We start from the raw sequence: 19,724 nt of genomic DNA, 5'->3' as shown, positions 1-19,724 counted from the left end.
GCGCAGCAGGGGCTGCAATGCATGGCCTCAGTCGGGATCTGTGCAGACCGAGCCATCGCGAAGGTGGGCGGCCCCTCGAGCCAATGCGTGGCGTGATCAAAAACATGCGCTTCCTGCGCTGCTGAACCACTAGGGTGGAACGAAATAACGCGCCCAGCTTGGGTATATCTCTCAAAGCCGTTTCCACGTCCGAGGCCGTATCAGAACGGGATGGCGCCAAAGCGCTTGAGATGGGTGGGGCAACTTTGAATCGCTTGTTATGGATCGGAACATGCGGTCAAACCAACCGAGACCAGCGCCGTCCTCACAAAGCTCTTTCGCGAACAATTAGCCAGCGGCCGCCTGAGTTGCTCAACTCCAATATTTTGACGTTAGTAGCGTTGATACCGTCAGATTCATAAGACTGCTCGAATCTCACATGAGCATCTGACTGCTTCAGCTCCACCTGAAGTTGGCTTACTCGAACGCGGATGAACTTGCGCTGCTCGATTCGGGCGCGACGATCCTTCGCCCAGTCTTGGCGTGATTGTCCGTTAGCAGGCGTAAAGTCTGCCGAGTATGCGTCCAGATAACGGGTGATATCGCGCCTGCTCCAAGCTTCAGCCCACGCGGTGATCGCGCGCCGGATGGCTGCTGTCTCCGCCTCCTGAGTGCTGTTCTCCAGCGCGGCAGCAGTGCTTGACAGGGTAGGCGGTGGTGGCGCAGCTGGCTCAGGCTTGGCTACCAGGGGCTGCAAGGTCATGGCTTCAGTCGGCACCTGTGTAGACCGAGCGATCGCAAGGGTGGGGGCGCCCATCGAGACAATGCGTGGCGTGATCAAAAACATGCGCTTCCTGCGCTGCTGATCCACCCGCGTGGAACGAAACAACGCGCCCAGCTTGGGTATATCTCCCAGGAGCGGGACTTTCTCCATGCTGTTTTGTTGGGTTTCTGTGTCGTAACCGCCAATGAGCAAGCTCTGGCCCTCCAGGATCGTGGCCTGCGTGCTGATGGTGGTGCGCTGAACCACGGGCAGATCCAGGCCGGTGCGGTCCACCAGAGCCCCGTCTTCGATGTCTATGACAAGCTGAATCTCTGTCTGGCCAGCCTCGGTGGTGACGATGCGCGGCGACACCTTGAGCATGACGCCCACTGTGACGGGCGTGAGATTGGCCACGCGTTCGCCCGTCACCTTTGTATAGAAGGTCTGGCTCAGGTCTATCAAGGCGCTTAGGTTGTCGGACGTGAGAATGGAGGGCTTTCCCGCCACATAGGCATCGCCTGTGGTTTCCAGGAAGCGTATACGGGCGAGCAACGCAGACGCCTGATCGGCCACCACCGTGGTCGCTGCGGCGGCGCCCCGGTAGCCCAGCGACAACACGCCAGGCGCTACCGGCTGATTGGCGACGCCGAAGCCCGCGCTGACGTTGCGGAGGTTAGCGCTCCAGTCAATTCCCAGCTCTTCCAGGCGCGACTTGTTGACATCGATGGTGATGGCTTCAATCTCAACCAAGCCAACAGGCGTGTCCAGTGCAGCAATGAGGGCTTGGTAGCCTGCAATCAGATCGGCGGGGCCTTTCATCACGATCGCATTGAGTCGAACGTCGGCCTCGATGGTGACCCCCCGGCCCGAGAGTAACTGGGGCCGGCCAGGTGCTGTGGTTTCGGCAGCACCGGCAGGCAGGGTGGGCGTTGCGCCCTGCCCCCCTGCGGCACCCGCATCGAGGCTCGAACCGGAAGGCGGGCTTGCGGCCCCGCCGCCTCCGATGGAAGGCGCCGGCTTCAAGGACTCAAGCCGAGAAACACTGTCCTGCCCATTCGCATTTTTCACCACCACATCGGAGCGGCTGCCACCCAACGCTTGCAGCAAGCTCTTAATGCCGGGAATGAGGGTGGTCTTGTCGCGAACGGTGACCTGGCGGTCTTCGACGTTGGCGTATTTCAACTTCCACACCACCATCTGCTGCCCGGTGGGTGCGGCCTGCACCGTGCGCATGGTTTTGGCAACCAGGTCCAGGTAAGCCGGTGGCCCTGTGACCACCACCATGCCCTGTTCCGGCAAGGTAGCCCAGCCAAAGCGCTCATCCAATACCTTCAGGTCCAACAGGGCACGCTTCAGTCCTGGAATGGACTCGCGCGAAATGGCATGGGCCTGCGTGTCCCGTTCGGTCACGCGTGTCACGTAAACGGTACCTGCGTAGTAAAACCAGTCCAGACCTGAGGAGGCCGTCACCGTGTTCAGAAACTCGGACGCTGATGGTGCGCCCAGCCTGCCACTCATGCGAGTGGCAATGCCGGTGTCCATCTGCAGTTGTATACCGAAGTTCGAACAGAACTCGGTCAGCATCTTCACGAGTGGTGTGTCATTCGCATGGTAGGCATACGAACTGCTGTCAAACGGGAGAGGCGAGGCGTCTGACCGAGGCATGAACCCCGTCGCCGCACACAGCACCAGCGCGGCCACCAGCTTCGCGCAAAAACGGCCTTCCCCGTTCATGGTTGAAGCGCGGATCGCGATGCGGGCTGCACCCGCACGGCTTGGCGCACCGCTGCAGTCGACTCGGCTGCGGGGTTGATCGCACTCCCCCAGTCATCGACCGAATTGAGAAAGTGCTCTAGCGCGGAAAGCGCGGCCACGGGCCCTGCCCGGTCGGGCACCGCACACTGCAGGACAAGTGCATCGGCAAGCAGACACAGCGTGTCGTGCCGAATCTGCATTCGCGCCGTTGAAAACCGCAACGCCTTTTGGATGAGTGCGGACCGGGCGGCGACAGATTCGGGCAATACGGCCAGCGTTGCTTCCAGCACCAGACGTCCATCTGGCAAAGCGTGAATGTCCAGCCGCCGGCCACCGTCGTAGCTCAGTGAATAGCGACCATCGGCACGGCACTGCGCCTGTGCGACGCCAAATTTCTCCAGCGCCCGGAACAGATTGGTGATGGCTTGCGTATGGCGCATTCAATGATGCCGGGTTTCAAGCCACGTTTTTGAGCACTGAACTGACCATGTCGCGCAACGACTTCATGAGCTCCGATGTCAGCTGGGTGGTTTCGGCCATTTCGGCCGTTTCACGCTGCACCACCAGCAAGTCCTGGCTGGACATTTCACCCTGGCCTTGTATTTGCTGCAAGCGATCACGAAAACGCTCGGAAATGGTCTGCAGCATGGGCGTGAGCACGCTGTAGACAGAACCAATGTTCACGCCAGCGCCCGCAGAAGAAGGCGTGGATTCGTAGGTATTAAAAAGTGCCATGATCAAAAAGTAGTTGGGTTGAAGGGAGCCTACCGGCGAGACGGGGCAAGAACCTGATGAGCCGCTTCGATAGCAGACTTCAACAGCTTCAGCCCCATGTATTGCTTGGAATTCGCGCGCAGCATCGCGCGCTCGACCTCTAGGCTTGCATGGCCAATTTCTCGAACTAGTTGTGCGCGGCGGCCGGGTGACATGGGAAAAATATTTCCCGCACGCCCGGGCGATGACGGCAACAGCAGCGGGTCAGCGCGTTCATCGTCCATGGTCAAACGTCCTCCTCTGAAACCATGCCGCTTCAGTTGCGCAGGCGCATAACCTGCCGTATAGCCACGGCAACGCAGGCCACTAAGCCTGCCGCCAGCAAGCCGAGCAGCACCCAAAGACCCGTGGCTGACCCCGGGTCCACCTTCATGAACAACACCTTGGAAAAGGCGGTGCCATGCGCCTCGTTACCAGCTTCACCGTTGGCAACAGGCACCAGTGCCACGGCGACACGCTCCAGGGACAACCCCGGAATGCCGCTCGCCACCAAGGCCCGCACTGGCACCACGACGTTTTCCACCCCGTATCCCTTGCGATACTTCAGAAAGACTGAGGCCGAGGATGGTGTGGAGGGGTCCATGGGTCCGATGCGTTCGGGCAGCACGACGTGCACACGGGCAGCGACCACCCCGTCGATTGAGGTCAGTGTGTGCTCCAACTCCTGCGCCAGCGCATACAGATACCGCGCCCGCTCCTCCAAGGGTGAGGAGATGAGGTTTTCTTTCTTGAACACATCACCGAGCTTGGCGCGCCGCTCGCGCGGCAAACCGTTCTGGCGCAGGATTTCCAACGCCTGCGCCACCGAGCCCGACTCCACCAGGATGCCGCGCCCCGTTTTGCTGGTCGTCTTGGTGGCGGAAATGTTGGCTTCAAGCAAAAGCCCGAGCACTTCATTGGCCTCGGCGTCGTTCAGTTCGCTCACCAGATTGATGGACGCAGAGCAAGCAGCCAGAATGCCCGCGACCGCCAACCCCAGAAGGGGCCGCGTCCAATGCGCTAGGATCTGCCAAGCCTTTTTGATCATTGTGTGTGGGATAGCTGATCGACGGTTTTGGCGGCCTGCTTGCCCAGCAGAGAAACATACTCGACCTGCAACGTGAACAGCTGCAAATGCATTTGCCTTTGGAGCAGATCGACGCTGTTGAAACCAACGGCCGGATTGATCGGCGCCAGCACGCTCTTCCAGTGACCCTCCGCGCCCCGACTTATTTGCCCTATCGACTTCAAGAGGGCATCAGCCCATCGTGGGAGGACGGTCAGAAACAAAACCAGCCGAAACGCTGGTGGCTGGGGAGCCCGAGCCCATGCGGTCTGCATACATGGCAGCAAACGAAATAGCATCCGCATTATTCACACGTCCTGGTCCCTTTGCTTTCGGTGACAAGTCCGAAGACAGCGCCTGGTCCACTGCAGGCTTGCTCATTAGACTCATGTCGAAGCTCCATTCTGCAAAACAATATCCAGCAGCTCGATCAACGCTCGACTTTCAGGCACCTTCACCAGACCTTGCGCCACCTCTGCAGCGGCAGCTTCGAACCTCGACTGGAGCAACTCAATCAACACTAGCCCCACGTAGGGAAACTCACTCTCCGATCGAAATTCCTTGAGCACCGAGAAAATCTGATGCGCCCGCGGCCAATCTTTTTGATCAATGGCCAGAAAACCGACCTCACTCAATAACCTAGCCAACCCTGGCGCAAGCACGCCCGCCACGGACAATGACTCAATGTTTTGGTTCGGATAGGCTGTCTTCGCGTTGTACATGAGCTCAATTGCTGTAGTTCACCCATCTGAGTGGGATGGGGTGAAACGAAAGTTCAGCAGGGACGCCTTTTTTTATTTTTTGGTTTCTTCTGTTGCACGGATAAACTCCAGTGTTACGGGTAACCACTCATCCTTCAAGCCAGTTTCTAGCTTTACCTGTCACAGCTCCATGTCTCCTGATGCCCCTCACCACATTCACGGCATTGACACCAACCGACTGAGCGAGCGCGCTCGCCAGCTGTTGTTGAAAGTCACATTTCCCGCAGAACGCGGGGCAGACACTCCGAGCCTTGGGCACTCTTATGTCTTGGCGTGGACACTACTCTCCATACCTGCAACGCGCCTGGAGCGATTCGCCGACTACGTGGGTGTATTGGGTGCGGCGGCCACCTTGCGCAAGGTACTGGATGGAAGGCGCATGGCCATATTCCGAGAAAAGCTGGGGCAAGAGCTGTACCTTTTCGGCATGCTGCGTGCCCCCCTCGTCGGCATGCTGGCCGTTCCGCCATATTGGTTCGAAGACCCGGAGCAAGCGGGCACAGCCGTGCGCGAAGCCGGCATGGCCGCTTTGCACGCCTATTGCCATGGCCTTGAATGCGACCACCCAATGCTCGCCGCGCGCGTGTCGGCCCGGTTGAATGCAGTCGACCGCGACGCGTCGACCCCACGTCTGCTTGTGATGGCGCCCAGCGGCGCCCTCTTGCAGCGCGTGCTGAGGGAAGCCGAGCCCATTCTGGCGGGTGCGCTCGATGCCCCCGGAGAGGCGGCATGAGATCGGGAAAGATCATTCGTCGCGAGGATGCCAGCTGCTTGCGTCTGGCATCCAGCATTCTGGCCGATGCGAAAGCAGAAGCTGCGCAGTTGCTGGAAGCGGCGAACCATCAGGCAACCGAGCAGGCTGAAAGTATCCGCCGCGAGAGTACAGAAGTCGCCGCCCAGGAAAAATCCCGCCTCCTATTGGAGGCCATCGCCAGTCGGGATGCATACATGGCAGACATTGAGCAGGAACTCGTGAGCGTCGTCATCAATGCGGTGCGGTCGATCTTTTCCCAGTACAGCGACCATGAACGCGCCACACTGGCCGTGGGCAAGGCGCTCAAAGCCCTGCGCCAGGAAACGCAGGCCACGCTGCACGTTCATCCGACCCACTACGACGCCCTCTGCGCAGCCGTTACCGACCTGCTGCGACAATCACCGCCGTTGCAAACGCTGGTTGTGGAAAGGGACTCACGCCTCAAACCCGGCGCGGTCATGCTGAGCAGCGACATGGGACTGGTTGAAACAGATTTCGAATCCCAGCTGCGTGCCATCGAGAATTCGTTGACCCGCAGCGTCAAGGCCTCCAACGCGGCCAGAACCAAGGTGGTCGGCATTCAGATCTGAACGGATCCGCCTGGCGCGAGGCTGGTCCTGAAAATCATCTAGCCGGCATCCTGCCTTCGAGGTAGGTGTTAGTCTAAAGTGAGTTAGCAAACTTTCTTTAACCAACTTGGAGGCTGAGATGAAATACTGCGGAATTGACCTTCATTCAAATAGCAGCGTGGTGTCGGGACTCTGTTGCAGTAAGCGACAACGACAATCTGGTTCTGTCGAAATAAGCGTAAACGACAATCCCGGCCATGCTCGATTTCCGTCAAAGCCAGATCAACAGCGCCTTGAACAGGGTCCTCAAACGCCTTCACTACCCACTTGAGGTGATGTTGACCTGCGTGCGCTGGTACATTGCCTTCCCGTTGAGGGCGTTGTTGAATAAATCGGAAATTTGGCCAATCGCCCATCGAACTGGCATGACCCTTGTCAATTTCACACTCCGAGACAGCCCGTGCCCTACAAACGTAGCGAGAAGCGCCGCGCCAAATTCACCAAGCCCAAATATAAGGTGACCAACTGGCCCGAATACAACGACGCATTGAGTCGGCGCGGTGACGTCACGATCTGATTCACTGAAGAATCGATTGAGCAGTGGCACCCAGCCAAGTCCGCAGCCCGAGGCAGGCCACTGCTGTACGCCGATCACGTTATCGAGACGTCCATTTTGATAAGGCAAGTATTTCATCTTCTCCTGCGCCAGACCGAAGGTCTTATGAATTCGATGGCCCGACTCATGAACGCAGCGATCAGCATTCCCGACTTCAGCAGCATCTCCAAGCGCAGAATCGAAGTGCCCCGCCATGTACTGAGCAAAACGATTGAACCTGGGGATACGGCCGCCATTGAAAGCGTCAAGGCTGATGCCTGTGTTGACATCCTGATGCGCCAAAACAAATACCTCAACAACATCGTTGAGCAGGACCACCGAGCTGTCAAAAGAGTCACCCAACCGATGCTCGGATTCAAATCGTTTTGGAGCGCTCGAATCCCTATCGCCGGAGTCGAGACGATGCACATGATTTGGAAGGGGCAGATGGACTGCCCCGGCGGCCAAACCATATCCGCAGCCAACCAGTTTTACAGTCTCGCAGCTTGATCGTCGGCCAACCTGCAGCCCTTTTCGGCCTGACGCCACTATTGCAACAGAACCCTGAACTTTACAAGCCGGAGGATTCACTTACCTCCAAAGAGAGGGCCTGACATGAAACAATTGGAATACACCAGACTACTGAAACAGATGTGCGAGCACCTTGGCCTGCCTGATGCATTGCTTGAGACGGGCTTGCTGCGCGTCGGCGGACACGACCTGCTCTTGCACTACGACGAAATGTTCGAGCCGGACGTCATTCAAGCGCGTCTGGATATGGGGGCGCTAGACAAGGATCAGCGGGAATGGATGTGGTATCGGCTGCTGGTCAGTAACTTTGAATGGGGAGCGAACGGCACCGTGGGCTGGAGCCTGACGCCCGAAGGGGACCATGTCACTGTCACTGCGCAATATCCCTTTGATGTACAAACCACCGGCGCGGCATTGGCGGACTGGTTGCGCAATCTCGTTGCCTGTACCGAGGCGTATTGGCGGGTGCTGCCCTCACGGCAACCGGTTGCCGAAATCTTGTCCCTGGTTTCGCTACAGCGTGTCGTGGTACCTGCTCAGCCTGAGGCTACCAGTTGGGAGGCGTTGATCGAGGCATTTTGCACTCATGTGGGTTTGACGGAGCGAAGTCATTTGCTCAATGACGGGGGAATGTTTGCCGTTGACGGTGTCGACATGCTGTTGCGGCATGACAAGGCCGCAGCAGGGCGCTTCGAAGTGCGTATCGATTTGGGCATGGATATCGTTACCTCGCGCGAAAAGCTATGGCAAGGATTGTTGTGGAATAACTTTGTGGCGGGGTTGAGTGGCCGGGTTTTGTTCAGTGTGCATTCCGATCGGGATGCGGTGGTACTGACATTGCAACAGGATCTTCCCGCCGAGGCGAATGCTAAGGATTTTGTCGAGTTGCTGCAATCTATCGCCGGGAATGCGAAGAATTTTTGGAGCGAGGCGCGGGCTGCGATTGGGCGAGCTGAAGCAGCGCTACAGAAAGGCCCACCTCATAGAGGCGCATCAAAGGTGCGCCAGAGATCGGTTGGATGATTTTATTTTCAGTTAAAAAGAATTTGTATTATGACACATTCAATTCGATTTGGGCCGATGCCGCTTGGCTTCCCTAAGATTGAACAGCCCTTCCGTGATGTTTCAGCGGTTCGTGACGATGCCTCCAATACGAGTATCCTAATCAGTAGCAATAATCATGTAGGTTCTGGTGGCAATGATGCACTTCATTTTGTACCTCCACCAAATTATTTACCTACTGACAATAACAAGGACCCGAAAAAGCTGCCGGTCGAAAACAGTGTAATTGAGATTCCAGTAGCGACGATAAAATCAAACGATGGAGCGAGGCCATTAAAAAATAATTTAACTGATGCTGCACCGATGCAAGGCTCAAACGTGGCTACCAGAGGGCTTGAATTCCGGTTCGGTAGGCTTTTTCCTGCGGAGCAGGACGCATTTATACGCTTAAAACAAAACACCGCCTTTCTCCAAGCTCTTGATTGCGCAGTTAATGACGAAAATATTACAGCCGATCACTTAAGCCGTGCGATAGCCCAAGCACGCGCGCCTCACACTCTAAATGCCCACCATAAACCGTATGGCGCGCTTGCCTTGACCAATCTGGACGAAATCGCTGTGTTGAAGAAATTAATGAATCGATCAAGCTTGCCCATCTTCTCCAACGAATTAAAAGAGCGCGAAAAGGTCAGCCTCCTTAACAGAGTACTACGTGATACGGCAGCGCCCCCCGTGCGTGCGTTTGAAAAACGCCCGCCAGGGGAATGTTATATTATTTCATTCGACGATGGAAATAGCGTGATTAGAAGTGGCGCAAAGACCAAAGCCTTGCGAAATCAAATTCCAACGGATAACTGTTTTTATTCCGGCACAGTGGCTCCCAACCGTCCGTCAGGAAAGCCTCTCCTTGGAAACTCGCTTGAGAATCTTGGGCTTGAGAGCCGACTCACTCTTATAGGCCATGCAAGCGAAAATCGCTTCAACACATATGCTCCTAAAGCACTAGCCGAAAAACTACGCGACGCTGGGCTGAAAGAGGCTGGAATTCTTAAATTGGAAGGCTGCAATGTCGGGAAGGGCGACTATCTTGAAAAACTAAAGATTGCCCTAGATGAATTAGATATCAAAGTAGGATACCTTTCCGGCCCAAAAAGTTATCATGCCAATACAGATGAGGTTATAAAGACCCCCTTTGGTAGAAAGGCTTTCGATGTACTGTTCCTGCTGAAGCTTATAGCCCCACCAATGTGGCCATATCTATTTACCAGCAATGTAACAGGCTCACTCCCAGGAACCCATCTAAAGATTGTAAAGGGCAATGCCGATATTACTTTCCCCGGCACACACTACGATCTGGTTCTGTCGAAATAAGCGTAAACGACAATCCCGGCCATGCTCGATTTCCGTCAAAGCCAGATCAACAGCGCCTTGAACAGGGTCCTCAAACGCCTTCACTACCCACTTGAGGTGATGTTGACCTGCGTGCGCTGGTACATTGCCTTCCCGTTGAGGGCGTTGTTGAATAAATCGGAAATTTGGCCAATCGCCCATCGAACTGGCATGACCCTTGTCAATTTCACACTCCGAGACAGCCCGTGCCCTACAAACGTAGCGAGAAGCGCCGCGCCAAATTCACCAAGCCCAAATATAAGGTGACCAACTGGCCCGAATACAACGACGCATTGAGTCGGCGCGGTGACGTCACGATCTGATTCACTGAAGAATCGATTGAGCAGTGGCACCCAGCAAAGTCCGCAGCCCGAGGCAGGCCACTGCTGTACGCCGATCACGTTATCGAGACGTCCATTTTGATAAGGCAAGTATTTCATCTTCCCCTGCGCCAGACCGAAGGTCTTATGAATTCGATGGCCCGACTCATGAACGCAGCGATCAGCATTCCCGACTTCAGCAGCATCTCCAAGCGCAGAATCGAATTGCCCCGCCATGTACTGAGCAAAACGATTGAACCTGGGGATACGGCCGCCATTGAAAGCGTCAAGGCTGATGCCTGTGTTGACATCCTGATGCGCCAAAACAAATACCTCAACAACATCGTTGAGCACCCTGAAAACCTATATTCCATGAGGGTTGCGAGAGATTTTCAGGGCTGACTACAAAGGGTGCGGGCATCTATCTCAAACAGACGTTCGCCAAAGAAGGCCGCTTGGTGCGTTTCAAAGCTGATTGTTATTCGCACGCCAAGCAGCTCAAACGCATGGGCCGTGCTATCACACGCCAGCGCACCATCCTAGCATGCATAGGGCGCCAGATTGTTGCTCAGGCCGCTTCGCGCGAGAACACCACCAACACCCAAACTCTACACCTGGCACGCACCGGAAGTGGAGTGCATCGCCAAAGGCAAAAGCAAGACGCCACACGAGTTCGGCGTGAAGGTGGGTATTGCGTCCACCTTGAAGCACAACCTGATCGTGGGTGCCAGGTCCTTTGCGAGCAAACCGTATGACGGGCACACACTGTATGAACTACTGGAGCAGACCGCCATCCTGATGCAGGAGACTGAATAAAGGCCGCTGACTGCCTATGTGGACCTAGGTTAACGAAGTGTGGAGCAGACAACACGGACATTGCCATCAAGCACCGGGGAAAGTTCAAGGTGATAACGGACCAAAGAGCGCGAGTTGCTCAAACAGCATCAAGAAATCGAACCCATCATTTCGCACCTGAAGGCAGATCACCGGATGGATCTCTGCTATCTCAAGTGCGAACAGGACGACCGGCTCAATGCAGTTCTGCGTGCCGCCCAATTGAATTGCAGTCAGCGCATCACCCACACTCACAGCACAGTGATCACGCCCGCATCGCCCATGCGCTGCCAAGGCAATCCCAGCACCAAAGCGCTCAGCTGGGCGGCGTTCATAGGCAGGCGTGGCGACAGCCGGGCATCGCCCCGTAACCGGTCACTGTCCGGCGTTCTTGCGAACTGATTGCAGGTACCAAAGAATGCGCCCTGATCAACAAACAGGACGGGGTCGGATATGGAAGAGACGCAGAGCGTGCTCAGGCGTGCAGTGTTGAGTGAACAGACTTGGGCTGAGGTACTGGATCGTTTTGACCGCGCTGGATTGACGATAGATAAATTTTGCAGCCGCGAAGGCATCAGTCGCAGCAGCCTTGCTCGCCGACGCACGCTTAGGAATAAACAGAGGGGAATCGCGTCCCCGCTGCGAACGAACAAGGTAGCCCCCACCACCGTGCCGAAGGCGGCGTTCGTTGATCTGGGCGACCTTGCTGGAGTGCACGGCAGCGGCAATGGAGCCATGGGGTTACGCATCGAACTCGGCTCGGGCATGAGTTTGCATCTGGTACGCCGGTAATGTTCTTTCCCGAGGGCCGCATTCGCGTGTTCCTGTATGGCCAAGCTGCCGATATGCGCCAGTCCTACGACGGCTTGTACGCTCTGGCACGCCAGGGGTTTGAAGTGGATGTGCTGGCCGGACACATGTTTGTTTTCATCAACCGGCGGCAAACACAGATGAAGGTGCTGTACTTTGACCGCAGCGGCTGGTGCCTGTGGTGCAAGCGTTTGGAGAGCGGCAAGTTCTCCCGTAAAGGCGTTCAAGGCGGCAGTGGCGAGATCGACTGCACGGCGCTCAAACTGATGCTCGAAGGCATCGAAGTGCGCCGACGCCACAAACGCTACCAACACCCTGCGCGGAGGTGACGATGTGCCCATTTTCAATCCGGAGAAGCACTCTCCGTATTTCGGCGAAGATGAACGGCGATTCCGGGATCGTGAACATGGATTCCGGCCAATATGAACGCAGCGGCAGTGAGGGACTGATATTGCGCTCTTTTATTTTGGCTCTGTCACCTTATCGTGTTGGAATTTACTCCAATGTTGATGTTTCAGAGGGGCCGTTGGGTCTCACACGCGGTCTGGATATGGCATCCTTTATCAAGTCTTCAGGGACTCGTGACCATCCGCTCTCGTCGTAGAACCGGAACCACGCCAAGTAGACAGGGAGGTACTTCGTTGCAACTCCCTTAAAGGGTTTGAACCAGCTCTTCATGCGACTGTGCAGAGCGTTAACGTTCTGGATGTGATACGGCCCCAGCTTGTGAGTCCCCCTGGGGATTTGACGGATAACAATTCCCAAGTTCTTGGCTGCGGTTTTATACGAACTTGCTGAGTCCGATACCAAGACCGTATCTTTGGACAGGAGCGGCCCCAAAGAAGAAGTAATCGAGGAAGCACTTGGTACACCAGGTAACACAGACATGAAGCTTGTGCGGGAGCCGCGGGATACGGCTGTAAGTACAGGAATCTGCTCTTTGGAGATTCCTCGCTTGCCCGCCGGCATAGCGCGCTTATGGGCTGTTCGAGGCATTCCTTTCTTGAGACCCTTAAACGACTCCCGAAAGAAGGCTTCATCGACCTCTGCCACTCCCTCTAATGCTTCGGGTTGATGCGCGCTATTTGGCGGCATCAGTCGGTGTCGCCAACGAAACACCACATTGCGGTGCAGTCCGAGTTGCTCAGCAGTCTCTCGCACGCTCAAACCGACCTTCATGCACTGGGCGTACTCCAGCAGCAGACTTTTATGCCAGAGGCCGTTTAACGGGGAACCCGTGAGCCCGGTGAAGCTCTTGAAGCACTTCTTGCACCGGTATCGCTGCTCCCCGGACGCAGTAGTCCCCCACCGCTGGAACGCATTACCTTGGCAGTGAGGGCATTGCCCCTCACGTTCCACATGCGCAGTTACGAGCTCCCGCACGGCAGTTTGCTGGGCGAGCTTGCTTACGGTCTCGTCCAGTTGACGCAATTGATGGGGGCTGAGGGACTCTAAGGACTCCACCAACCGCTGGAAATCTCGGCGGCGCATAGCGCCAAAGTGTACTCACCAACACGATAAGGTGACAGAGCCAAAATAAAAGAGCGCAATATCAGTCCCTCACTGCCGCTGCGTTCATATTGGCCGGAATCCATGTTCACGATCCCGGAATCGCCGTTCATCTTCGCCGAAATACGCAATCGCCATGAAGGATAGCCGCGTGACATTACTTGACGAGGCCAGCCACAGCCACTTTACCGTGCCCTATGAGGCAATCATGTTGACGCCTTCAAGCGAACCAACGACTTCCAACGACGCTACTGCTGCCTCGAGCGCACAAAATACCCCCAGCCCGCCGCCGGAAATCGCAAGACGTGAAGACTTCCGCGTTGGCAATAGGGTGAGCTTTACAGACCAGGATTTGCAACAGCGTGTCGGCTTGATCGTGCGCATCAACCAGCGTACAGCCACACTCGACTGCGATGGCCAGACTTGGCGCGTCGCCTTCGGCCTGCTTCGTCACCTCGCAGACATCTGACTTCAACACAACCGTCAAGTACGGTATTCGCCGGACTCTTACCACCGTGCTGCCGGGCAGCCTGCTGGGCAAGGCACTGCATTACATGTCTTCGCAGTGGAGCAAACGTAAGCGGCCAGCGAAGTCACCTTGTTGACCGACCCTCGACCTTGCAACATTGCGTCCACAACAATTGATCGTGGACACAATGCTCAAAGACTCAGACACCCCGAGGTACGCCGTGCGCCGTACCAAGCGAACCTATTCAGCAGATACCAAAGCCGCGTTGCTTGCCGCGTGCAGGGCGCCGGGCGCGTCCATCGCAGCGGTCGCCAGCGCGCATAGCATGAACGCCAATGTGTTGCACCGCTGGCTGAAGGAGCAAGCACAGCCGGACGCTCACGCCGAAGCCCTTCCGTCAGAGCCGATAGACATGCCAGCATTTATCCCGGTGCCCCTGCTCACGCAAACGGCAGAGCCCGTGGAGCGCACGATTCGTGTGGAGGTCCGCAAAGGTAGTTTGAGCATGACCGTCACTTGGCCCATGTCTGCTGCCCATGAATTTGCCGGCTGGTCGGGCGCCCTTCTCAAGTGATCCGCATCGACTTCGCCTGGTTGGCAGTCCAACCACTGGACATGCGTGCGGGTACGGATACGGCGCTGGGGCGAGTCGTGCAGGTGTTTGGCGCTGCCCACCCGCACCATGCCTACCTATTTGCGAACAGCCGTGCCAACCGCATGAAGGTTCTGGTACATGACGGCATTGGCATCTGGCTGGCCGCGCGTCGGCTCCATCAAGGCAAATTTGTCTGGCCCACACCGGGCGTCGGTCGGCACCAGCAACTCAGCAATGAACAGCTCCAAGCGCTGGTATTGGGACTTCCCTGGCAGCGCATTGGAAGCGCAGGAATCATCACCGTCGTCTGAGGGGTGGGCGTGTACGCCAATGGTTTGCCAATCGAGTAGCGCGCGTACTTGGCGTCCATTAGTGCATGCACCGATGGCGAAATTCTGCGCCATTTGGCACACTTCGATCCATGGTTTTTACGCCCGATTCACTGCAACAAATGAGCGCGTACGATGTGTGCAATCTGGTCAGTGGACTGATGGAAAAGGTCAGCACGCAGAGCAAAGAGCTGCTGTACCGTCAGAGCAAGATCGACCAGCTCACGCACGAGATGGCGACCTTGAAGCGACTGCAGTTTGGTCGTAGCCGCGAACAACTCGATGCCACGCAGACCAGTCTGCTCGATGAAGCCTGCGATGAAGACCTGGCGGCAATTGAGCAAGAACTCAAAAACCTCACGCCGGCGCCCAAGCCCGATAAAGACCACCGTAGCAAGCCCAAACGTGCAGCGCTGCCGGATCACCTGCCCCGTGTAGAAATCCACCACGAACCAGACTCCACCACCTGCACTTGTGGCTGCCAGCTCAAGCGCATTGGCCAGGACGTCGCGCAAAAGCTGGACTACACGCCCGGCGTATTCACTGTTGAGCTGCATGTTCGCGGCAAATGGGCGTGTGGCCAGTGTGAAACACTGATTCAGGCGCCGGTACCGGCCCAAGTCATTGACAAAGGCATTCCAACCGCTGGCCTGTTGGCACAGGTGCTGGTGGCCAAATATGCGGATCACTTGCCGCTGTACCGGCAAGAGAAAAGCTTTGGCCGCGCCGGCTTGGAGATTGCATGTTCCACGCTGGGAGCCTGGGTGGGCATGTGCGGCGTGCAATTGCAGCCGCTGGTGGATGCGTTGAAAGAGACGGTACTGAGTCACGCTGTGGTGCATGCCGATGAGACTCCGATCCCGATGCTCAAGCCCGGCAATAAGAAGACCCACAAGGCCTACTTGTGGGCATACGCTCCTGGTGCCTTTGAGCAGATACACGCCGTCGTCTACGACTTCTGCGAGACCCGCGCCGGCCAGAATGCCAGAACGTTTCTGGGGAAGTCTGATGACGATGACCGTGGCTGGCGTGGCTCTCTGGTTTGCGACGATTACGGGGGTTATAAATCGCTGTTCACCAAAGGCGTCAAAGAAGCCGGATGCATGGCGCATGCACGCCGAAAGCTGTTTGAACTGCACGCCAATCACAGCAGTCTGATTGCCGCAGAGGGACTGAAATTCTTCGACCTACTGTATGACGTCGAACGTGACATCAAGTCATTACCAGCGGCCATTCGTCTGCAAATCCGGCAGGAAAAATCCAGGCCCATTGCCGACCTACTGCACCAGTGGCTACTGTTGCAGGCCAGCAAGGTGCCCAGTGGATCGGCCACCGCAAAAGCGATTAACTACAGCATCAAACGTTGGGAGGCGTTGACGCTGTATCTGGACGATGGGCAAGTACCCATAGATAACAATTGGTGCGAAAACCAAATTCGCCCGGCAGCTGTCGGCAGGGGCAACTGGTTATTCGCGGGTTCCCTGCGTGCTGGTCAACGTGCGGCGGCGGTGATGAGTTTGATTCAGAGTGCCAAGCTCAATGGGCACGATCCGTACGCCTATCTGAAAGACGTACTCACACGCTTGCCCACGCAGCGGGCCAGTCAGATCGGGGAATTGCTGCCTCACAACTGGGCACCGCAGACCACGTAAACATTGCGCCGTCAATGTGTGTTGACCGGTTGCTTACGAGCAAACTTACACAGTTCGTTGAGGACGGCAGCTACCCTATCGATAACAATGCCTGCGAAAATTCGATCCGCCCGTTTGTCGTTGGGAGACGCAACTGGTTGTTCTCGGATACCGTAGCCGGGGCCAACGCAAGCGCCAATTTGTATTCGCTGCTGGAGACCTGCAAAGCAAACGGGGTCAACGCCTATCAATACTTGCGTGGCTTGCTGATCGCGTTACCGCAAGCCAAAACCGCAGATGACTACGAGGCCTTGCTGCCTTGGAACCTTACTCTGTCAGCAAATTAGCTGCGCAGCCATCCACCAATCACTTCCGAGACGCTACGGCAAGAGACGCAGTTAATTGATCGCTTACAACAGAGCAAGAGCAGGTTTTAGTGGCCTTTAGGCGACCTTTCGAAGCGCAAATGAACAAAGAGTTATTCGACTTAGCTGACCCAAACTACCAAGGCAATGCTCCATACAAGGCCATGACTCGTGCCATCGCATCATCAAATGATGGAAGCTCCCCATCGACATCAGCGGCCAAGTCTTGATAGCCACTCCGCGCCATCGATACAACTTCATCTAACTCCATCGAGTTCATATGAGGTTCAATGCCCTTAGATAGGCAAGAAGCAACTAGGATTTGATGGACTTTGCTATGGTCTTCAACGCTCAGCGCAGGCATTGTTTCCAGCAACAACCAAATGTCATACACATCCTGCCGACGGTTGCGCCTTCGTATAGGCTGCTGAAGCAGTGAACGCATCTTTTCAGCAAGCACATTACTCAAGGAATACGAGTGGATGGTTGCTCCGCCTTCCAACTCCAATACTTCAACATCAAATACCGCTTCGTTGAAGCTGTAATCAATTTCAACAACCTGTCCAGCTGTTCCCGCTTCTAAGCGGGCAATCTGTGAGGGATTGCTGCGATTTGCATATCCAATCTTCAGCGCAAGGCTTTGGTGAGTCTTGTTCTCGCCTTTTGGCTGAACCTTGTAGGACTGAATACGACATGCCGTGTTGTACGGAAGGCGGTCCTCAGCAGCTATAAGCCCGTCCCGTAACTCAGTCAACAGAACGTCAGCGCCTGCTGCAGTGTATTGATCTTGTGTGGAGAAGTCTAAATCCCGGGTGTAACGGGAGCTGTCATACCGAATAGCCAAGAGCAATCCGCCTTTCATGACCATCTTGGCACTCAGATTTTGCGAATGTCCAATGCCATCCAAAATGATATGCACTGCTTCTCGGAAGCCCTGTTGGCCATGAGGAGCACTCTCAACCCATGCCTCGATCTCAATTTCGTTCATCAATCCTCCAAGCTCTCACCTGACGAACTTAACGTCGGAACGTTCAATGACAGTGCCCAACGTTCTGAGAAGAAGGGAGCGTACTCACCTTGTGGATCGAGCTTTCGGGATCCGCCCCGTTGCACGGAAGTTGCCCAGATATCAATCTGCGGCTCTGACAAACCGCATACCGATTCCAGCAAAAACCCGGCACGCGCTTGCTCGATCGCTGTTCCGTGTTTGCTGACCTCTTCCACAATGAGCTTCAGATAGGTGCCAGCGTACTCCCGGTAAACATCGACCACATGTTGCATGCCGCCACAGAAGTCAGGCTCACGAAGCATATCTAGAAATGTGCGCCCAATCATTGCGACACGAATAGACGGCGACTTAATGGTCTTGAATGCTCCGCGATGGGAACGCCGCATCAATTCAACCCGCATTCCATCAATACGCTCGAACTTCTGGAACTTCAGTGCAGGCAACTTGTTAGCCAAATAGGATTCCTTATTTGGCTTGAGATCCTTTTCCATGCGTCCGTCCGCTTGCTCCTTCCATTCCTGATCGGATGGAGTAGAGAGGTAGAGGATTTTGGAGAATCGCTCGGTGATGCCATGGTATTCCATGGCACTCAAATGACTCACGTAAGCAAATGGGTCGACGGAGCAAGCTACCTCTTTCGCTTGTGATTTCACTCGGCCAAATAGATGAAACACTGTTCCAGGTTTGAAGTCCTTCGAAGGCGAAATGAGACCGAAAGATGAGAGCGTACGAACGACCTCATTGAGCAAAGAAGCCGTAATTGGTTTCGTATCCAACTCGCTCGCAACCAACACTCCCAATTCGTATGCCGTTATGACAGGCCGATCCCATGTTGCCATTCGCTCTTGAATGGGTTTAATCACGGAATTTACTGTTTCGGTTTGTGTCACTATGTCTTCCATTGATAGGATCAGCGTCCTCGGGACGCTGATCCTATCAATGGAAATGAAATTTTGAAAGAAATTAGTTGACGCATCTAATGCCACAATCCTACAATGAGTCCTAGGACTCATTGTAGGATTGTGGCGTAACCCCATCTGCCATTGATTAAATGACATTCGGACGGGACCAACTCCATCTAGTTGACAATCCTTACTCGCACCGATTGCTGTGATAGCCCGTAATAGCTCGGCGAATACCGTTCTTGCGCAGACCTGAGCTGGTGGGCAGTATGGGCAGCAGTTGCACTCCATTGGAGGTGTGCACTTAACTGGCCAGAGTGCACACCATGCAAGAGTTGAATTTGTCCCCGGTCATTACTACTAAGCGCAGGCACAGTGCTGCCTTCAAGCGCAAGATTCTTGAGCTGGTCGAGCAACCTGGCGCGTCGGTGGCCGCAGTGGCGCTGGAGCATGGCGTCAATGCCAACTTGGTATTCAAGTGGCGCAAGGCCAAACTTGATCGCAGGCGTCCTCCGCGGGCGATGCATCTACCAGTGCTGCTGCCGGTGTCCGTTGATCCTCAAGAATCGCCTTTAACGGTGCCGACACCTGAGCCCGAAAGATCTGCGCGTAAAGAGGGTGTCATTGAGGTCGAAATTGGTGGTGCCCGCGTGCTGTTGCGTGGCTGCGTTGATCCGGTCAATGTGCGCAGCGTCCTGTTGGCACTTCGGGATTGCGCATGATTGGCTTGCCCGCTGGCACGCGGATTTGGCTGGCTGCAGGCCTCACCGACATGCGTCGTGGCTTTGATGGTCTGGCCGCCCTTGCGCAAGGCGCCCTGGAACAAGATCCTTTTAGCGGCCATGTCTTTGTGTTCCGGGGGCGGCGCGGTGACATCGTGAAGTTACTCTGGTGGGATGGACAGGGCTTGTGCCTGTTTGCCAAGCGGCTGGAAAAAGGCCGCTTCATATGGCCACAGGCGTTGAGTGGCTCAGTGGGGGTAATCTCGGTTTAGGTGCAAATCGTATCGGTAAGGCATAAGGGTTAACCCTTAC

At 55.8% G+C, this 19,724-nt stretch carries 23 protein-coding genes and 8 pseudogenes; 20 read left to right on the top strand and 11 right to left on the bottom strand.

Annotated features, from left to right (window positions below; all coding sequences use genetic code 11):
* Positions 1–304: 304 nt before the first annotated feature.
* The 7 genes from sctC to RAE21_RS19040 form a co-directional block, all read right to left on the bottom strand.
* Positions 305–2,476, bottom strand: a complete 2,172-nt coding sequence (gene sctC, locus RAE21_RS19070) for a type III secretion system outer membrane ring subunit SctC (RefSeq protein WP_313882774.1) — start codon at positions 2,474–2,476, stop codon at positions 305–307.
* A complete protein-coding gene (locus tag RAE21_RS19065; RefSeq protein ID WP_313882773.1) occupies positions 2,473–2,937 on the bottom strand; it encodes a CesT family type III secretion system chaperone in 465 nt (154 codons plus the stop codon). The genes sctC and RAE21_RS19065 overlap by 4 nt, the downstream gene beginning before the upstream one ends.
* A 16-nt stretch (positions 2,938–2,953) precedes the next feature.
* The gene (locus RAE21_RS19060; RefSeq protein ID WP_313882772.1) at positions 2,954–3,232 is read right to left on the bottom strand and encodes a hypothetical protein; all 279 of its coding nucleotides are present in this window, start codon (positions 3,230–3,232) and stop codon (positions 2,954–2,956) included.
* Between the two features lie 29 nt (positions 3,233–3,261).
* The gene (locus tag RAE21_RS19055; RefSeq protein ID WP_313882771.1) at positions 3,262–3,495 is read right to left on the bottom strand and encodes a hypothetical protein; all 234 of its coding nucleotides are present in this window, start codon (positions 3,493–3,495) and stop codon (positions 3,262–3,264) included.
* A gap of 32 nt (positions 3,496–3,527) precedes the next feature.
* Positions 3,528–4,298 (bottom strand): type III secretion system inner membrane ring lipoprotein SctJ, encoded by a 771-nt coding sequence (sctJ, locus tag RAE21_RS19050; RefSeq protein ID WP_313882770.1) that lies wholly within the window; start codon positions 4,296–4,298, stop codon positions 3,528–3,530.
* Complete coding sequence (locus RAE21_RS19045; protein ID WP_313882769.1) at positions 4,295–4,450, bottom strand: hypothetical protein; 156 nt, start codon at positions 4,448–4,450, stop codon at positions 4,295–4,297. Before RAE21_RS19045 ends, sctJ begins: the two co-directional genes overlap by 4 nt.
* A gap of 252 nt (positions 4,451–4,702) precedes the next feature.
* Positions 4,703–5,038, bottom strand: coding sequence for a hypothetical protein (locus RAE21_RS19040; protein WP_313882768.1), 336 nt, complete (start codon positions 5,036–5,038; stop codon positions 4,703–4,705).
* 169 nt (positions 5,039–5,207) lie between these two features.
* Between RAE21_RS19040 and RAE21_RS19035 the strand changes: the two genes are divergently transcribed.
* From RAE21_RS19035 to RAE21_RS19000, 11 genes and pseudogenes are all read left to right on the top strand, one after another.
* A complete protein-coding gene (locus tag RAE21_RS19035) occupies positions 5,208–5,810 on the top strand; it encodes a hypothetical protein (RefSeq protein ID WP_313882767.1) in 603 nt (200 codons plus the stop codon).
* Entirely contained in the window at positions 5,807–6,421 is a 615-nt protein-coding gene (gene sctL / locus RAE21_RS19030) for a type III secretion system stator protein SctL (RefSeq protein WP_313882766.1), read from the top strand. Before RAE21_RS19035 ends, sctL begins: the two co-directional genes overlap by 4 nt.
* Positions 6,422–6,657: 236 nt before the next feature.
* Positions 6,658–6,774, top strand: a pseudogene (locus RAE21_RS19390) (IS6 family transposase); the annotation flags it as partial.
* A 218-nt stretch (positions 6,775–6,992) separates the two neighbouring features.
* Positions 6,993–7,142, top strand: a pseudogene (locus RAE21_RS19385) (transposase); the annotation flags it as partial.
* Positions 7,143–7,277: 135 nt separating this feature from the next.
* Positions 7,278–7,505: pseudogene (locus tag RAE21_RS19020) on the top strand (DDE-type integrase/transposase/recombinase); the annotation flags it as partial.
* A 105-nt stretch (positions 7,506–7,610) separates the two neighbouring features.
* The gene (locus RAE21_RS19015) at positions 7,611–8,549 is read left to right on the top strand and encodes a CesT family type III secretion system chaperone (protein WP_313882765.1); all 939 of its coding nucleotides are present in this window, start codon (positions 7,611–7,613) and stop codon (positions 8,547–8,549) included.
* 30 nt (positions 8,550–8,579) lie between these two features.
* Complete coding sequence (locus RAE21_RS19010) at positions 8,580–9,899, top strand: hypothetical protein (RefSeq protein WP_313882764.1); 1,320 nt, start codon at positions 8,580–8,582, stop codon at positions 9,897–9,899.
* Between the two features lie 21 nt (positions 9,900–9,920).
* Positions 9,921–10,037, top strand: a pseudogene (locus RAE21_RS19380) (IS6 family transposase); the annotation flags it as partial.
* Between the two features lie 218 nt (positions 10,038–10,255).
* Positions 10,256–10,408, top strand: a pseudogene (locus tag RAE21_RS19375) (transposase); the annotation flags it as partial.
* 21 nt (positions 10,409–10,429) lie between these two features.
* Positions 10,430–10,636, top strand: a pseudogene (locus tag RAE21_RS19370) (IS6 family transposase); the annotation flags it as partial.
* 204 nt (positions 10,637–10,840) lie between these two features.
* Positions 10,841–11,044: pseudogene (locus RAE21_RS19000) on the top strand (IS5/IS1182 family transposase); the annotation flags it as partial.
* A gap of 93 nt (positions 11,045–11,137) precedes the next feature.
* Here RAE21_RS19000 and RAE21_RS18995 read toward each other — a convergent pair.
* The gene (locus tag RAE21_RS18995; protein ID WP_313882762.1) at positions 11,138–11,320 is read right to left on the bottom strand and encodes a hypothetical protein; all 183 of its coding nucleotides are present in this window, start codon (positions 11,318–11,320) and stop codon (positions 11,138–11,140) included.
* 204 nt (positions 11,321–11,524) lie between these two features.
* Here RAE21_RS18995 and RAE21_RS18990 point away from each other — a divergent pair, with 204 nt between their 5' ends.
* Together RAE21_RS18990 and tnpB (RAE21_RS18985) are read left to right on the top strand one after the other, a co-directional pair.
* A complete protein-coding gene (locus RAE21_RS18990) occupies positions 11,525–11,863 on the top strand; it encodes a hypothetical protein (protein WP_313881598.1) in 339 nt (112 codons plus the stop codon).
* On the top strand, positions 11,863–12,210 hold the full coding sequence (gene tnpB, locus RAE21_RS18985) for an IS66 family insertion sequence element accessory protein TnpB (protein WP_313873004.1): 348 nt from the start codon (positions 11,863–11,865) through the stop codon (positions 12,208–12,210). The genes RAE21_RS18990 and tnpB (RAE21_RS18985) overlap by 1 nt, the downstream gene beginning before the upstream one ends.
* Positions 12,211–12,376: 166 nt before the next feature.
* On the opposite strand, the gene RAE21_RS18980 is transcribed toward tnpB (RAE21_RS18985), so the two are convergent.
* A complete protein-coding gene (locus tag RAE21_RS18980; RefSeq protein ID WP_313882754.1) occupies positions 12,377–13,372 on the bottom strand; it encodes an IS1595 family transposase in 996 nt (331 codons plus the stop codon).
* A gap of 169 nt (positions 13,373–13,541) precedes the next feature.
* Between RAE21_RS18980 and RAE21_RS18975 the strand changes: the two genes are divergently transcribed.
* The 5 genes and pseudogenes from RAE21_RS18975 to RAE21_RS18955 form a co-directional block, all read left to right on the top strand.
* Positions 13,542–13,859, top strand: a complete 318-nt coding sequence (locus RAE21_RS18975; RefSeq protein WP_313882761.1) for a hypothetical protein — start codon at positions 13,542–13,544, stop codon at positions 13,857–13,859.
* A 187-nt stretch (positions 13,860–14,046) separates the two neighbouring features.
* Positions 14,047–14,433: a transposase gene (locus RAE21_RS18970; protein ID WP_313882625.1), complete on the top strand. Its 387-nt coding sequence runs from the start codon at positions 14,047–14,049 to the stop codon at positions 14,431–14,433.
* On the top strand, positions 14,430–14,765 hold the full coding sequence (gene tnpB / locus RAE21_RS18965; RefSeq protein WP_313879805.1) for an IS66 family insertion sequence element accessory protein TnpB: 336 nt from the start codon (positions 14,430–14,432) through the stop codon (positions 14,763–14,765). Before RAE21_RS18970 ends, tnpB (RAE21_RS18965) begins: the two co-directional genes overlap by 4 nt.
* Positions 14,766–14,875: 110 nt before the next feature.
* On the top strand, positions 14,876–16,435 hold the full coding sequence (gene tnpC / locus RAE21_RS18960; RefSeq protein ID WP_313882760.1) for an IS66 family transposase: 1,560 nt from the start codon (positions 14,876–14,878) through the stop codon (positions 16,433–16,435).
* A gap of 38 nt (positions 16,436–16,473) precedes the next feature.
* Positions 16,474–16,761 (top strand): annotated as a pseudogene (locus RAE21_RS18955) (transposase domain-containing protein); the annotation flags it as partial.
* Positions 16,762–16,915: 154 nt separating this feature from the next.
* Here RAE21_RS18955 and RAE21_RS18950 read toward each other — a convergent pair.
* Together RAE21_RS18950 and RAE21_RS18945 are read right to left on the bottom strand one after the other, a co-directional pair.
* A complete protein-coding gene (locus tag RAE21_RS18950; protein ID WP_313882759.1) occupies positions 16,916–17,767 on the bottom strand; it encodes a nucleotidyl transferase AbiEii/AbiGii toxin family protein in 852 nt (283 codons plus the stop codon).
* Complete coding sequence (locus RAE21_RS18945) at positions 17,767–18,678, bottom strand: type IV toxin-antitoxin system AbiEi family antitoxin domain-containing protein (RefSeq protein ID WP_313882758.1); 912 nt, start codon at positions 18,676–18,678, stop codon at positions 17,767–17,769. Before RAE21_RS18945 ends, RAE21_RS18950 begins: the two co-directional genes overlap by 1 nt.
* 338 nt (positions 18,679–19,016) lie before the next feature.
* On the opposite strand from RAE21_RS18945, the gene tnpA reads away from it, so the two are divergent.
* Both tnpA and tnpB (RAE21_RS18935) read left to right on the top strand, forming a co-directional pair.
* Positions 19,017–19,412: an IS66-like element accessory protein TnpA gene (gene tnpA / locus RAE21_RS18940; RefSeq protein ID WP_313876360.1), complete on the top strand. Its 396-nt coding sequence runs from the start codon at positions 19,017–19,019 to the stop codon at positions 19,410–19,412.
* Positions 19,409–19,684: an IS66 family insertion sequence element accessory protein TnpB gene (gene tnpB, locus RAE21_RS18935; protein ID WP_346432779.1), complete on the top strand. Its 276-nt coding sequence runs from the start codon at positions 19,409–19,411 to the stop codon at positions 19,682–19,684. The genes tnpA and tnpB (RAE21_RS18935) overlap by 4 nt, the downstream gene beginning before the upstream one ends.
* Positions 19,685–19,724 lie beyond the last annotated feature (40 nt).

The organism is Rhodoferax potami (assembly GCF_032193765.1).
GTDB classification, from domain to species: domain Bacteria; phylum Pseudomonadota; class Gammaproteobacteria; order Burkholderiales; family Burkholderiaceae_C; genus Allorhodoferax; species Allorhodoferax potami.
The sequence above is the reverse complement of the archived record's forward strand: the minus strand, read 5'-3'. Positions and strand labels throughout refer to the sequence as shown.

What these genes read in the sequence shown, in the direction of transcription:
- tnpB (WP_346432779.1), top strand. Translation starts at nt 19,409, where the DNA reads ATGATTGGCTTGCCCGCTGGCACGCGGATTTGGCTGGCTGCAGGCCTC.
- RAE21_RS19060 (WP_313882772.1), bottom strand. Translation starts at nt 3,232, where the DNA reads ATGGCACTTTTTAATACCTACGAATCCACGCCTTCTTCTGCGGGCGCT.
- RAE21_RS18990 (WP_313881598.1), top strand. Translation starts at nt 11,525, where the DNA reads ATGGAAGAGACGCAGAGCGTGCTCAGGCGTGCAGTGTTGAGTGAACAG.
- RAE21_RS19065 (WP_313882773.1), bottom strand. Translation starts at nt 2,937, where the DNA reads ATGCGCCATACGCAAGCCATCACCAATCTGTTCCGGGCGCTGGAGAAA.
- sctJ (WP_313882770.1), bottom strand. Translation starts at nt 4,298, where the DNA reads ATGATCAAAAAGGCTTGGCAGATCCTAGCGCATTGGACGCGGCCCCTT.
- tnpB (WP_313873004.1), top strand. Translation starts at nt 11,863, where the DNA reads ATGTTCTTTCCCGAGGGCCGCATTCGCGTGTTCCTGTATGGCCAAGCT.
- sctC (WP_313882774.1), bottom strand. Translation starts at nt 2,476, where the DNA reads ATGAACGGGGAAGGCCGTTTTTGCGCGAAGCTGGTGGCCGCGCTGGTG.
- tnpA (WP_313876360.1), top strand. Translation starts at nt 19,017, where the DNA reads ATGCAAGAGTTGAATTTGTCCCCGGTCATTACTACTAAGCGCAGGCAC.
- RAE21_RS18980 (WP_313882754.1), bottom strand. Translation starts at nt 13,372, where the DNA reads ATGCGCCGCCGAGATTTCCAGCGGTTGGTGGAGTCCTTAGAGTCCCTC.
- RAE21_RS19010 (WP_313882764.1), top strand. Translation starts at nt 8,580, where the DNA reads ATGACACATTCAATTCGATTTGGGCCGATGCCGCTTGGCTTCCCTAAG.
- tnpC (WP_313882760.1), top strand. Translation starts at nt 14,876, where the DNA reads ATGGTTTTTACGCCCGATTCACTGCAACAAATGAGCGCGTACGATGTG.
- sctL (WP_313882766.1), top strand. Translation starts at nt 5,807, where the DNA reads ATGAGATCGGGAAAGATCATTCGTCGCGAGGATGCCAGCTGCTTGCGT.
- RAE21_RS19040 (WP_313882768.1), bottom strand. Translation starts at nt 5,038, where the DNA reads ATGTACAACGCGAAGACAGCCTATCCGAACCAAAACATTGAGTCATTG.
- RAE21_RS19055 (WP_313882771.1), bottom strand. Translation starts at nt 3,495, where the DNA reads ATGGACGATGAACGCGCTGACCCGCTGCTGTTGCCGTCATCGCCCGGG.
- RAE21_RS18950 (WP_313882759.1), bottom strand. Translation starts at nt 17,767, where the DNA reads ATGAACGAAATTGAGATCGAGGCATGGGTTGAGAGTGCTCCTCATGGC.
- RAE21_RS19015 (WP_313882765.1), top strand. Translation starts at nt 7,611, where the DNA reads ATGAAACAATTGGAATACACCAGACTACTGAAACAGATGTGCGAGCAC.
- RAE21_RS18970 (WP_313882625.1), top strand. Translation starts at nt 14,047, where the DNA reads ATGCTCAAAGACTCAGACACCCCGAGGTACGCCGTGCGCCGTACCAAG.
- RAE21_RS19035 (WP_313882767.1), top strand. Translation starts at nt 5,208, where the DNA reads ATGTCTCCTGATGCCCCTCACCACATTCACGGCATTGACACCAACCGA.